Origin of the sequence: Nostoc sp. NMS8, from assembly GCF_017115045.1 — a bacterium.
GTDB lineage: Bacteria > Cyanobacteriota > Cyanobacteriia > Cyanobacteriales > Nostocaceae > Nostoc.
Map to the genome: position 1 here is coordinate 1 of NZ_JABXKK010000091.1, position 12,154 is coordinate 12,154.

Here is a 12,154-nt window from a genome sequence, read left to right on the forward strand (position 1 = left end):
TACAATTTCCATATGGCTATCGAGTCGGTGCAAGTTTTTTCTAATCAGCACCTTAATGGTTCGATAGCTTTCTTGTCTATTCCGTCAACTAAAAATTGTCCGGAGTATTGTAGAAGGGTGGTTCAATAAATATTCAATCACCTTACCCTCCCAAGAATTAACCTTGCGTTTAATTCTCGGCAACTCAACATAAAAGTTGCGTTTTTCGCTCATCTTGTCTCCTAAGTAGTACAACGTTTATCGTATAAAAACCCATCTGTAATTTTTGTGAGTTTAACAGTGGTGCAAATAAGTTTCTAAGTGATGTAAATGAGTTTAAAAGGGGTGTAAAAAATCGCTCAAATTGGTAAGCGGTTGAGATTATTATGAGTATTATAGTGGTTTAAATGAGTTTTTTAGTGGTGTTTGGGGTAAAAACTGTAATAAGGCGCTGAATATGCCTCAAAAGCTTACACAGCAAGCTTTTGAGGCGCAGGAGGGGGACTGCCACAAAAAAATTTCGGTAGGGTGTACCATGATTTAGGTGTACCCACTACACCTTTTTACCCTGCGGGTGGCTTTCGCCATTTTTCGCTTCGCTTAAACAAAAAGGTTTCGTGGGGTCTGCGACGCTCTAAACCCAATTTCACGAGTAAATGGAGATGGCTTACGCTATTGCACGCATCAAAAAGCTGAAGCGCAGTAACTTGGCAGGCAGTGAAGCGCATACCGCTAGATTTAGAGAAACGCCAAACGCTGATCCATCCCAAAATAATATCAGGTTCATCGGTCATCACAATCCCAATGAATCATTAGATCGCTTGGTGATGGAGAGGATCGGAGAACAGAAGCGGAAGATTCGCCCCGATGCGGTGTATGCAGTGGAGATTTTATTGACCGCTTCGCCAGAATACTTTCGCCCCGATTGCCCAACACAAGCCGGCTACTACGAACCTGAAAGAGTCGATTCTTGGTTAGAAGCATCTAAAAAATGGCTGGAGTCGCAGTATAGCTCACGTGTAGTCAGGGCAGAGTTGCACTTAGATGAAGCCACCCCACACATTCACGCTTACTTTGTCCCTTTGGATGATTTGGGGCAACTCAGAGCGAAGCATTTTTTTGACGGTCGGCAGAAGATGAGGGAGTTTCAAGACTCCTACTCTGCGGCTACCGAACATCTTGGGCTAGAGCGTGGCATTAAGGGAAGTAGGGCGCAGCACCAGGACATCAAAGATTTTTATAGCATTGTTAACTCTGGCATTGAACCAAACAGCCAACTAACTTTAGCCCAGATGCAAGCTAAAGCTGCCCAAAGCGACAGAGCGCAAACCAAAAAACAGGAGATAGAAGCCACAGCCAAAGCTCTGGCAAAAGAAATTGAAGAGAAAGACCAACTCATCAAACAATTAGAGACAGAGAAGCTTCTTCTTCGGCAGCAGACAGAACAAAGAAGCGACTTGCCACTTGTTGATATCGCCTGGGAGTTGGGGCTACACCACGATCAAGGGAGATGGAAGGGTCACGGTAACATCATTAATATAGATGGCCAAAAATTTTACGATTTTTCACCCGATCAACAGAAGGGCGGCTCAGGTGCGATTGACTTGGTGATGCACGTTAACCAGTGCAATCTGCGTCAGGCGGTCGTCTGGTTGCATGAGCGATTTGGTGAAGCTGGGGCAGAACGAGCGGCGATGGCTAAAGCTCAAAAAGTGGCTGCTGAAATTATCCAGTTAGAACCACGCGACAAATTCAGGCTACCAGTTGAGGATAAAACCAAATGGCAGGGAGTCTCCAACTACCTCACCCAGAAACGGGGAATACCTGAAAACTTTGTGGAAGTTATGCACAACCGGGGGCTAGTTTACGCTGATGACCAGCAAAACGCTGTGTTCGTCATGCGGAATCTTGGCGAAGAACCCCAGGGCAAAGGTGCGTTCCTGCGAGGGACACGGGGCGAAAACAACACTTTCAAAGGTTACGAGAAAGGGACTAAGCGGCGTGAGGGCTGGTTTTACTTTCACTTAGGCGGACAGCCAACTGATCCTGTAGAGAAAGTGGTGCTTTTAAAATCGCCCATCGATGCCGTGTCTTTTGCCATGCTGGAATATCAGCAAAGAGGCGACGTGCCACCCAATAGAACTTTGTACATGGCGGTAGATAATCCCAAAAGCTTGCCAGTAGAGCAATTGCAGAATATTCCTAATTTACAAGTGGCGTTTGACTCGGACGATGCTGGCAATGCAGCTGCACGAGTTGTTAAGGAACTACTGCCACAGTCCAAGCGACTCAAGTGCAAAGCTGACGATTGGAATCAGCAGCTTATAGATTATGGGCGACAGTTAAGGCAACAGCAGCAGCAGGATGATGAATTGAGTATTTATTAGTCAGCGTTCTAGTAGTGAACTGTACAGTTAGCTTTGTAGTATTAATGTAGTTTACTAGTAGTTGTTTTTGATTCAAGTGATTTGAAATTCACTTAAATCATCATTTTTCGCTCCAAAAAACTTTCCGCCAATTATGGCGTACTGTGCGTCAGAATTCAATATTATTCTCCCGTGAAAGCATAATGTCACTGTGATATTTAAAAATGCGGAATTTAGGTGATTGGACTTTGGTATGCCATAGCCCTGCCATTGAAATGCCATAATTGAGCCAGTTTTAACCCTAATTCTCAATAGTTTTAATTAGTTGAGAATTGAGCTTTCAAAATTCCATTCATTTGCCATTGAGATGCCATTGGCGTGCCATAAATCAGCCATAATGGGAGCCAATTTTTGATATTCCATTTTTTTGCCATAATTCTGCCATTAGGGTAAATTTTTAGTTCGTATACGAAGTTTTTTCAGACGAACTCTCTACCGCACACCTCAATACGATAGTGGTCAACAATCTTCTAGATAAAAAGCCGACGCAAGTAAGATGCCTCATGTATCTCATAAGAACTTGTGGCTGTTCCTTGGCTTGACTGCCAAAAGACAAACACCTCTGAGCCGTCGTCCGAAACATCCTCGACTACACCGTGCCACAAGTATTTCAAATCGTTAGTTGCGGCGGCGGCTACCGGATCACCTACTTTGAAAGTTACCTGGGATAAGATCGCTGATGTAGTTGGTTTTTCAGTTTGCTCCTTTTTCAGCTGGTGTATTTTATTCTGGTAGTGCTTAGGTAACATATCCCAGATCAGCTTTTTAATATCTTGCGTCCTACCCTTCATCAGCCTCTCAATCCGATACCAATTGTTATTTGTCGCTGATTGGCATAAGGGAACTAAAAGCGCATGAGCCAAAATTTCTCTTAGTGAAAAACCAATTTCTAGAATGTCTAAGGCTACTCTAATTTCTGCTAGCTGAATATCGGCTTGTTGATGGATCAGTTCAGTTAACGAATGGATAAACTTTTTTTCCCGGTTGGGGAGATTCTTGAATCTACTGCCTAATTTGCGAATTTTCACTATCTCTTCAAGGATCTCGAACCGACATTCTGAGGGAATTTCCCGGTACTCCACCTCTAGATCAAATTCCTCTTTCTTCTCCTGATTCGGGGTAATATCACTGCTAGAAATTAGTTGCCAAGTTACAGGTTTTCCGCAATTGGGGCACGGTGTAGTTAAGAGGGTTTCAAAAGTTTCGCTCCGAGTATTCCAGATAAATTTGCTAGTGATTAAGGCGGACATCGGCTTGAAAACGTGATGGCAGTACCCACAATTGCGTACTCCTGGCGAATTCTTATCTACTGATTCTGGCTTGAGGCTCCAATGCCGATGTTGGTCAGGTGTACCCAGCCTATACCAATTGTCAGTCTGGTCAACTAAGATGGCATACTCCTTACCCGGCGCTGGTCGCAGCGCACGCCCAAGCATTTGTAGCCACAAGCTAATTGAAGTTGTAGGTCTAGCACATTGCACCACATCAATGTCTGGGCAATCAAAGCCCTCGGTTAATATCCCACAGTTGCTTATGATCTGCGTTGAACCTGTTCTAAATCTTTCTAAAATCGCTTTACGTTCACCCGTGGGTGTTTCCCCATCGAGATGCTCCGCAGCTATGCCGAACATTTGAAACTGTTTGGCTATCGCCTGACTATGAGACACGTTAACTGCAAAGACAACGGTTTTTTTCCCAAAACAATAATCTTGCCAGCACTTCACTACATCTTCAGCTTTTATCTTGGTTGCAGCCCGTTCTAATTCTTTGATTGTAAAATCTCTACCCTTTGGGGTGAACAATCCCAGTTTGGCAAAACCCCCAATCATTTTGAATTTGCACAAGTGTCCCTCTGCTATCAACTGTCCAGTTGTAGCACCAACAACCAGTTTTTCAAACAAGTCTTCAAAGCCATAACCATCAATTCTTTGGGGGGTTGCGGTCACTCCTAAGATTTGGGCATCTGGATACTGAGCAATCAATTGACGATAGCTGTTTGATGCCGCGTGGTGTGCTTCATCAATGATGATTAAATTAGCTTCGGGATATTTTTTGCGACGTGCCAAAGTTTGAATACTGCCAACTTGAATTGGTGCATCAACATTCGGTTTATATCCAGCTTTGATGATTCCTGGAATGATGCCGGTTGCTGCTGCCAGCTTCTCAGCAGCTTGGATAATTAGTTCTTCTCGGTGGGCTACGACTAACACTCCTTGGTTTTTACGAGTGAATTCGCTAGCCAGTGCAGCAAATAAAACTGTCTTGCCTGCGCCTGTTGGCATCACAGCTAATTGCTTGTGACTACCTTTGCGCCAGTTGGCTTCAATTTTCGCTTTACAAATCTCCTGATAGTCTCGCAGCTTCATAAGCTCAACTGAGTGCTTTAATGCTCTCCTTATCTACTTTATACTTCCCAAAAAAGGGAAATTTTCAGACGCAACGCGTAAGCTCATCTCGAATGATGGGGCACTATTAACATCATCCTCAAGCTGAACGTTGAGATTATTGACGCATAAGGAAAATTTCTCTTAATGGCATCAAACCGAAATTGATTTTAATGGAGACAGGTATTGCTGTTAGCAGCCTTATATTCATGGTTTTCCATCTGAGTTAGGCATCATAAAAAATCGGTCTTCTGGATCTTGCGCCTTCACTCACCTTTGTTACCAGTATTTTTTTGAGTTTTCGTCCTGGTTCAAGTTCACAAAACTCTATTACTTCCGATTCAAAAGGCTTGCGGTAATACTTGGTGGCGAAGGGATGATGAAAAAACCATTCACGATCCGCATCAAGAAAGTTCATCAGCCAAATATCCTATCTCCGGGTGCATTTTTAAGACTTGTGGAGAATTAACAGGTTCATTCATTGGTGTTACCTCGCTTTAGTTGTTTAACTATCTTGCGTTCAAGAGGTGTCAACTCTTTCCAAACAGCAGATTTAAATTCATCAGTCCACTCTTCTAACAGTTCATCAATCATTTGCCAAGACTCATCTACAATGCTCTCCCTAATCAGTTCAGCATTGGCAATAATTTTATCCGTTGCACCTGCATTCAGGGGGGTGTCACAGGTATCGCCATTCGGCTCTTGTTGCTGTTGAACATTGGTTTGTTGCTGTAACACCGCCGCATCACCTTGTGGATAGACTGGTGGTACTAAATCATCGATCGCTTGCTCAAGAGCCACTTTCATTGTCAATAAGCTGTTTGGCATAGCAATAAGCTCATCTGGCACAGCAGTTTCCACACCACCTAAATCTGCTGAAACGCTTTTAGAATCGTCATCGCACACCACCCACACCAATTTAGATTGATTCTCCTTATTCGCAGGTGAAACATTGGGGAGAGTGATTTGATTTTGGTCTGACGAGTCAGTGTTTAATTCAGTGTTTGAGTCAGTCTCTAATTCCGTATTTGATTTTTTTTCTGGAAAGTTATCTAAACTGGTGTGGGTGGTGTGGAAGTCTTGATTTGTATGACTTTCTTGGTGTGGCAGTTGGGGTGGATCTGCTGTGGAATTTTCACTTATTGCTATGGGTGTGTCAGTTATTGACATTGGCACATCATTAAAACTGATTCCTTGCAGTGCCTGTAACTTCCGCTTCCCGGATGGGTGGGGGACGGTAACTAACTTGGCTTTGGGGAATAGTGTTTTAAATCTGGCTATGACTTGGTTAATCGCCTTGACTGTTTTATCACTAGGCTTTGACTGTTCCTGCCAGATAGCTTTTACCTTGCCAGTGCTGGATTCATCAAAGGATAAAGTACCGTTGTCGATGTACCAATTTTCTAGGCGTGACCACAGATCAAATGCTGTGACGATGGCATCCGACTTGTAACCCAGCCTTGTATCTTTAGAAAATTGGAATAAGTGAGAGTTTTCGGCTTGAATATCCTCTAATGCTTGCTGAGTACAGCTATAGTCAATCCCCTCTTCTATCAATGCCTGTAGCCCAGCAATCATCTTATTTAAAAATGCTGGGGCTACACACTCGCGCACAAAATCCAAGTCATAAGAGAATCGAGGGTCTGCTAGTAACTCGTTTGGGTTGTTTGGATCAGGATTTGACTTAAATGTTTTGCTAAAAACTAGGGCTGCGATGCGGTCAGTAATTGCTTGAATTGTGCCGTGCAGTGCCGGGGTTTCATTCAAGTTGAAGATACCGATCCCTTCGGGGCTAAATTCGATATGGTCTTTCCCCTTGCGCTCTGAGTGTAAGACGTTACCAGTGGCAAAGAGTTTGAGCGATTGAATTTTATCTAGTCGTGCTGTTTGTGGATTTTCAGAAGCCCAATTCACCCGACTGTTGACCAAGGGAAAGAGTGAAAATTTCCGTCCTTCATCATAAGCAGCAAAGTCAGCTAAGGAACAGCTGGTCATCCCTTGATTTCCGTAGATGATAGATACTACCTCTCGGATAGAATCTTTACCATTTGAACCCAATCCACAGGCCAGTAGTAGCTTAGATTCCCGTCCTCTACGCTTGCGGACTTCCTTTAGATCGAGACTCGCCCCCAAGTTTCTTAATAAAACTTGTTGTTGAGGGGAGTCTAAACATTCGAGTAAGCGATCGCAATGTCTGGGGTCTGCTTGGGGGTCATACTTGACTAATGGCGGATATGTAAAAAAGTGTTTGTCTGGGTCGTGTTCTTCTAAAACTGGCTCTGGTTTGGGGCCTGCCCAATCAACACCTAACACGCCATTAGTACAGTTAACCCCTGGTGGGTTAAGTAATTGCGGGTCAATTTCTACTCGCAGCTTCACCCACTCCAGCAACTCTCTTACCTTGCTTGGCTTGGCGTAAGGGTGGGTAATGACAAAGTTCTTGCCAGTTTTCTTAATAACTTGATACGAATTGCAATAACTCGTAATGCGTGGACGCTCAACTGAATCAGGTGAGTGTTGGTAGTGCAAGCCATCCCAGCAATACAGGAGGCCATCTGCACAAATCCATTTGCGATCGCCGTAAAGGGTGTTAAAACCTTTTTGCAGGAATGTGCTGTCCGGCTCGTCGTCGAAATTAGCAACATCTACTGAGTCTATATTTTCTGATGATGATTGAGCATCTGCTGTAATTTCTTCTATCTGCCGATTCAGTAGATTCGCTAATTCATCGCCTGTCATGCCCGATTCAAAAATATCTGCTACATCTCCTTTATTTTGCAGATCCGGTTTGATTAAAAGCAAGTCGATGGCAACAAAAGCTACTCCGGCTTGGGCGCAAACCTCTTTAATTCGCTCTTGCTTCTTCCATCCAGTTTCATCATGATCCACGCAATAAGCTAGTAAAAAATCTTTACCCGTAGAATGCTTGATTTGGGTCAAGGATTTTCCGATGTCACCGTCAGAGCAGTTACCCACCCAAGTAATGCTGGCTATAGCTTCCAATCTGCTAGCTTCTACGCACTTTTCCCCCTCATGGGCTAGTAGTACCGGAATGCCATCTGTGGCTTTGATAATTTCGATGGCTTCGTCCTGTTTATAAGCAGGCCAATAACCTTCTTTCTTCCATGTAGTTTTATTGGTTGTGGGGTCAATTCTGCTGACTGAGAAGGTTTTGACTCTGCCTTTGGGAACGACAGCGCAGGGGCATTCAAATCTGTGCGATTTGCGCCCGTTGCCATAGTCGTATTCAATAACGGTAATTTGTTTTAATTCTTTCGGTGTGGCTCCATCATCCGATAGCTTGAAGGTTACAGACTTGGGAATGAAATCAGGTGAGAAAGGTTGTGGTGTGGTGATTTCTCTCCTCAACCTGCATATTCTTAGTTCTGATGGTTCTAGCTTTAAAACCTTGGGTAATGCTGCTGGTTTTTTCGCTTTTAGTGGTTTGAGTCCCAATTGTTGCGTGTAACCAAGTTTGTTCTCTTCTAGTACTTCACTCCAAGGTTTGATTGCTTCTCTAATATCAGGGCATTGGCAGTTATTAAAACACTGGTATTTCCCATTACTAGGGTTGATGCCTAAGTTATGCCCACCGCAAGCTGGGCAGATGTATTTATTTTTCTCTTTGGCTGGTTCTAATTGGTCTACAAAATTGCGAATATCAAAGGAGGCGAGTGCTTGTTGTGTGGTCAACATTAGCGAATACCTCCGATTTGATTCAATTGTTGAAAATTAGCTAGTACAAAAATCGCTGTATTGTCTGTGTAGCAAGTGTCTTCGAGGAATTTAAGACAGTTAGTTAGCGTGTGATTACTTATTTCTGACAGCAACTGTTTTGATGCTGTAATATAGATACAATGTGCCCTGACGATGTTACCGATGCAATTGTGGTAACGTTCGTTGTAAACTTGTAGTCTAAGCATATTAAATTTTATTAAATCCGGGTCTTCCCGGTATGAGTGAACAAACAACGCTGAATCCGCCAAGATAGGGCGTTGTTAGGAACTAAAAGCTCTCGGTTATAGCCGGGGGCTTTTTGCTAATGTTGTCAGGATTATAGCACTACGGTCAGAGTGCTATTTATTTTTAGTTGACTCAGGACTGTTTTCTTCCAGCCATTTATCAAGAAGACCTTTTAGCACTTCATCCATAGTTGTTTTTAACTGTATACAGGCTATTTTGAAGCGATCGCGCTTTTCTTCCTCTACTCGAAATCGTACAAAAACCTGCTTGTTTGAATCACTCATAGCAAAATATTTTTATAGCAAATTAGCAATACTTTACTATTTTCACAAAATAATTAGCATATCCAATTAAATGAATTAATAGCACTATAGTTTTTGTGCTATAGTGCTATTAAGGTAAAAACGCCACGGAATGACCAAACCTGCATTAGATGGGATAAGTGCCAGTGTGCCACCGCATCATTGCAGAGATAGTCACAACCAAAGCAGCAAGCCTATTTCAGAACTTTGTCAATTAAATATTTTGAGGATTCAAACCTATGACAGATTTGGCAGTTCATACCGAAAATGCCAACACTGGGCAAAAAGGTACACTCACGATCGTTGCTGGTTACGACCTTGGTAATTCCAGCATTAAATTTGTATCATCAGACCGCCAGATCAGATTTCCCAGTTATTTAGAAAACTGTTACTACCGCCCAACCGAGACTCCCACTGAAGGTTACGTTGAGTACCTAGAGGGAGATGCACTAACTAAACTGGACTACAAACAATGGTTATCGGGCTATGCTGCTTACGACGCTAACCCCAAAAACCACTTGCGAGTGACCGACGATGCGACTGCAAAAGTGAATCAATCGCTGAAACACTTGCTAGCAGTGCTTTCCTATTACCCTTATAAAGCCTCAATTGAGTTAGTAATCTGTGCATCTTTGCACGAAAGAGGCGATTTAGAAGACCAGCTGATTGAAGCACTTACTGGCCGCCATGTCGTCAAGTTTGGCGGTAAGATTTGCCCCACTGAGGTCAAGATTCATGTTTTGAAAGTTTACGACGAAGGTCATGCAGCGATCGCCGCCTTTGCCCAGAACTTGAACACCAGTAAGCAAAACGTAATTGTTGATATCGGGAATCGGACAGTTATTGCCACTTTAATCGGTTCCAAAGGACATCTAGCTAACCGAAAGACTTTTGATAATGGTGTGGAAGAGTTGATCCGAATGATTTCGGCCAACCCAGACTTTAAAAATCGCTTGGTGGGCGAGATTGCAATGCCGCACCTGATCCGCCAGGGGCTAGAAAGCATTGAAAAGCCCTTTTGGTACGGCAACCAGTTTAGTTTTCAAGATGTCTACCAAAAAGAGTTAGCGCCTTGGGTACAGAAGTCCCTAGCGCCAGTATTCAAGTTTATTCATCCTTGGAAGATTAACGCAGATGCCTGCTTAATTACCGGGGGAGGCTCACGACTGCCATCAGTAAGTGAAGCACTTCAGGCTAAAGGGTTTGTGGTAGCAGATAACCCAGTCTGGGCAAACGCGATTGGGCTTTACCAACTAGCAAACATGATTCATTTAAGGAGTGTGAATGAACAGCAATGAAAGCATTCGGGTAGTGATTCGTAAGCCCTACCATCCATTACTAAAAAAGCTTGCACAACAAATGAACTTAGACGATTACGGGGAGGTGATTAACTTCCTACTTTTAGAATTCCAGCGAAATGGGTACAACTTCCAAACTGAACAACCGACTGATTCTAAGCTCCAACAACAAGACGAAAAAGATTTAGCCAGCAATCTCGCTGCAATGTTCTAGCCATGAAAATCAACAAAACACTTGGATTCTCTGTTGCTGCTCTTGGCTTTCTAGCCCTTGGCTACTTCGGAGTGCAGTACATCGGTAAAAACAATATGTTCACCATCGCCGCATCTGTGGGTGGTGCAGGGGCTATCAGCTATGTACTTCAGAAACCGAGTCAGCCAGAAGCCCCAGCCGCAACAGTTAAAACTCAAAGGAGAAGAAATAAGTCATGAACGACCAAGACATCATGCAGACACAACCAAGCCTAACAACAACCGAAATAATGACCATCATCCTCGGTTGCGAACAAACTTTAAGGTTCGTGCAAGCATCCCCAAATTACAAGCAGATTGAAGCGTCCGAGCGGTTCAGTACATCGAATGACCTCAAAATTGGTGATGCAGTGCAAGCCTTGATGGAGATCCACGAAGCCATCCTAAACATCGAATTCTATTCGCAAGTTTGAGGGAGTAAATGTTAGAAATGACAGCCCTACAGCGTAACCACCTCTACCAATTCCGTGGTCAACAACTGCGCTACAGCCATCAGTCTAATTCTCTTGTCAATGCCCCTTTCATATTCAATGACTCCAAAGGTAGGCGCAAAGAATTAAGCCAAAAGCAAGCCCAGATGGAAGTTTTTGAACTTCAGGAGTTTTGTGAAAACTAATGATGAAGCGATTGCATCGACGACCAATCACCGCAATCGCCCATCTGTGCATTGAAACTACACACATTTTGGATTCTAACAAATGGCACTCGATTACAAAAATCCCAACGATTGGGGCAAATCACCTCTGACTGACTCCGCCCTAAGAAAGCAGCAATTCAAAGCGGATAATCCTGAACAATGGGCAGCAATGATTGAGGCGGATATCGAAGCACTTTCTACATCGGTAGAGAGTGAAGATTACCCACCCTTCACTGGGACAGAATTTCTAGCAACTCATGAAACCATTGATGACCATCCATACTCTGCGGCATTTGGTCAATTCTTGGGTAATGGAATTGACCCGGATATTGCAAATATCTTGGCGTTTGGTGAGAAGAGATTTGATTTAATTTCTGAAGATTTTGACGACCCAATACGGCAACTAGCAGCGAGAATTTATAGCCGATTTGAAGACATGGGTTACTGGGATAAGTTGCCCCAATTATCCAGCAATATCGACTATGACGTAATCCCTTATTAGGAGGATTGGAGATGGATTTTGCAATACGTAATCCGGTAGTTGGTCATAGTTCACACATTGATGAAAAAGCACAAGCATGGGGAGGGTTTGAGTCTGATATTCTGGGCTATCTCTCTGATATAAATAAGCTCGAACAGTTTGCGGATTATGCCAATAATGCCCAAGAATTATCTGACCGATTAGAGCCATTTTTGGACAATGCCAAGGTGGTCTTTGAGGCGATGGAGAAGTTGACTAAAGGTCAAGTGACCTGGACAGAACTTCGCAAACAATACGGCTCTCATGTAGCGGGTGCAATTGGTAAAATCCGTAAACTTAACGCTGAATTTGACAGCGAGATGAGTAAAATAGATGCCGTGCGATTCGTTGCTTAGTGAATCACGGTAAACAGCCCGTACATAACTAAGCTAG

12 protein-coding genes are annotated in these 12,154 nt (G+C 43.4%); 8 read left to right on the plus strand and 4 right to left on the minus strand.

Annotated elements, in window-relative coordinates; genetic code table 11:
* Positions 1 to 641: 641 nt before the first annotated feature.
* Positions 642 to 2,366 carry a MobV family relaxase gene (gene mobV / locus HWQ39_RS19845; protein WP_292848797.1) on the plus strand — a complete coding sequence of 575 codons (1,725 nt, stop codon included), beginning with the start codon at positions 642 to 644 and terminating at the stop codon, positions 2,364 to 2,366.
* 509 nt (positions 2,367 to 2,875) lie between these two features.
* On the opposite strand, the gene HWQ39_RS19850 is transcribed toward mobV, so the two are convergent.
* The 4 genes from HWQ39_RS19850 to HWQ39_RS19865 form a co-directional block, all read right to left on the minus strand.
* The gene (locus tag HWQ39_RS19850; protein WP_292848799.1) at positions 2,876 to 4,771 is read right to left on the minus strand and encodes a DEAD/DEAH box helicase; all 1,896 of its coding nucleotides are present in this window, start codon (positions 4,769 to 4,771) and stop codon (positions 2,876 to 2,878) included.
* A gap of 244 nt (positions 4,772 to 5,015) precedes the next feature.
* Entirely contained in the window at positions 5,016 to 5,207 is a 192-nt protein-coding gene (locus tag HWQ39_RS19855; protein WP_292848801.1) for a hypothetical protein, read from the minus strand.
* A 56-nt stretch (positions 5,208 to 5,263) separates the two neighbouring features.
* Positions 5,264 to 8,485: a hypothetical protein gene (locus tag HWQ39_RS19860; RefSeq protein ID WP_292848803.1), complete on the minus strand. Its 3,222-nt coding sequence runs from the start codon at positions 8,483 to 8,485 to the stop codon at positions 5,264 to 5,266.
* 380 nt (positions 8,486 to 8,865) lie between these two features.
* Positions 8,866 to 9,036 (minus strand): plasmid partition protein ParG, encoded by a 171-nt coding sequence (locus HWQ39_RS19865; protein ID WP_084227340.1) that lies wholly within the window; start codon positions 9,034 to 9,036, stop codon positions 8,866 to 8,868.
* 257 nt (positions 9,037 to 9,293) lie between these two features.
* Here HWQ39_RS19865 and HWQ39_RS19870 point away from each other — a divergent pair, with 257 nt between their 5' ends.
* The 7 genes from HWQ39_RS19870 to HWQ39_RS19900 all read left to right on the plus strand — a co-directional run bounded on the left by HWQ39_RS19870 (position 9,294) and on the right by HWQ39_RS19900 (position 12,117).
* Complete coding sequence (locus HWQ39_RS19870) at positions 9,294 to 10,352, plus strand: ParM/StbA family protein (protein ID WP_292848805.1); 1,059 nt, start codon at positions 9,294 to 9,296, stop codon at positions 10,350 to 10,352.
* Positions 10,339 to 10,566, plus strand: a complete 228-nt coding sequence (locus tag HWQ39_RS19875) for a hypothetical protein (protein ID WP_196516384.1) — start codon at positions 10,339 to 10,341, stop codon at positions 10,564 to 10,566. The genes HWQ39_RS19870 and HWQ39_RS19875 overlap by 14 nt, the downstream gene beginning before the upstream one ends.
* 2 nt (positions 10,567 to 10,568) lie before the next feature.
* On the plus strand, positions 10,569 to 10,784 hold the full coding sequence (locus HWQ39_RS19880; RefSeq protein ID WP_292848806.1) for a hypothetical protein: 216 nt from the start codon (positions 10,569 to 10,571) through the stop codon (positions 10,782 to 10,784).
* On the plus strand, positions 10,781 to 11,017 hold the full coding sequence (locus HWQ39_RS19885; protein ID WP_292848807.1) for a hypothetical protein: 237 nt from the start codon (positions 10,781 to 10,783) through the stop codon (positions 11,015 to 11,017). Before HWQ39_RS19880 ends, HWQ39_RS19885 begins: the two co-directional genes overlap by 4 nt.
* 17 nt (positions 11,018 to 11,034) lie before the next feature.
* On the plus strand, positions 11,035 to 11,220 hold the full coding sequence (locus HWQ39_RS19890) for a hypothetical protein (RefSeq protein WP_292848808.1): 186 nt from the start codon (positions 11,035 to 11,037) through the stop codon (positions 11,218 to 11,220).
* A gap of 82 nt (positions 11,221 to 11,302) precedes the next feature.
* Positions 11,303 to 11,743: a hypothetical protein gene (locus tag HWQ39_RS19895; protein ID WP_292848809.1), complete on the plus strand. Its 441-nt coding sequence runs from the start codon at positions 11,303 to 11,305 to the stop codon at positions 11,741 to 11,743.
* 11 nt (positions 11,744 to 11,754) lie between these two features.
* Positions 11,755 to 12,117, plus strand: coding sequence for a hypothetical protein (locus HWQ39_RS19900; RefSeq protein ID WP_292848810.1), 363 nt, complete (start codon positions 11,755 to 11,757; stop codon positions 12,115 to 12,117).
* Positions 12,118 to 12,154 lie beyond the last annotated feature (37 nt).

Bases quoted from the DNA above. Each gene is read 5' to 3' on its own strand.
- mobV (WP_292848797.1), top strand. From the start codon at position 642: ATGGCTTACGCTATTGCACGCATCAAAAAGCTGAAGCGCAGTAACTTG.
- HWQ39_RS19850 (WP_292848799.1), bottom strand. From the start codon at position 4,771: ATGAAGCTGCGAGACTATCAGGAGATTTGTAAAGCGAAAATTGAAGCC.
- HWQ39_RS19855 (WP_292848801.1), bottom strand. From the start codon at position 5,207: ATGAACTTTCTTGATGCGGATCGTGAATGGTTTTTTCATCATCCCTTC.
- HWQ39_RS19860 (WP_292848803.1), bottom strand. From the start codon at position 8,485: ATGTTGACCACACAACAAGCACTCGCCTCCTTTGATATTCGCAATTTT.
- HWQ39_RS19865 (WP_084227340.1), bottom strand. From the start codon at position 9,036: ATGAGTGATTCAAACAAGCAGGTTTTTGTACGATTTCGAGTAGAGGAA.
- HWQ39_RS19870 (WP_292848805.1), top strand. From the start codon at position 9,294: ATGACAGATTTGGCAGTTCATACCGAAAATGCCAACACTGGGCAAAAA.
- HWQ39_RS19875 (WP_196516384.1), top strand. From the start codon at position 10,339: ATGAACAGCAATGAAAGCATTCGGGTAGTGATTCGTAAGCCCTACCAT.
- HWQ39_RS19880 (WP_292848806.1), top strand. From the start codon at position 10,569: ATGAAAATCAACAAAACACTTGGATTCTCTGTTGCTGCTCTTGGCTTT.
- HWQ39_RS19885 (WP_292848807.1), top strand. From the start codon at position 10,781: ATGAACGACCAAGACATCATGCAGACACAACCAAGCCTAACAACAACC.
- HWQ39_RS19890 (WP_292848808.1), top strand. From the start codon at position 11,035: ATGACAGCCCTACAGCGTAACCACCTCTACCAATTCCGTGGTCAACAA.
- HWQ39_RS19895 (WP_292848809.1), top strand. From the start codon at position 11,303: ATGGCACTCGATTACAAAAATCCCAACGATTGGGGCAAATCACCTCTG.
- HWQ39_RS19900 (WP_292848810.1), top strand. From the start codon at position 11,755: ATGGATTTTGCAATACGTAATCCGGTAGTTGGTCATAGTTCACACATT.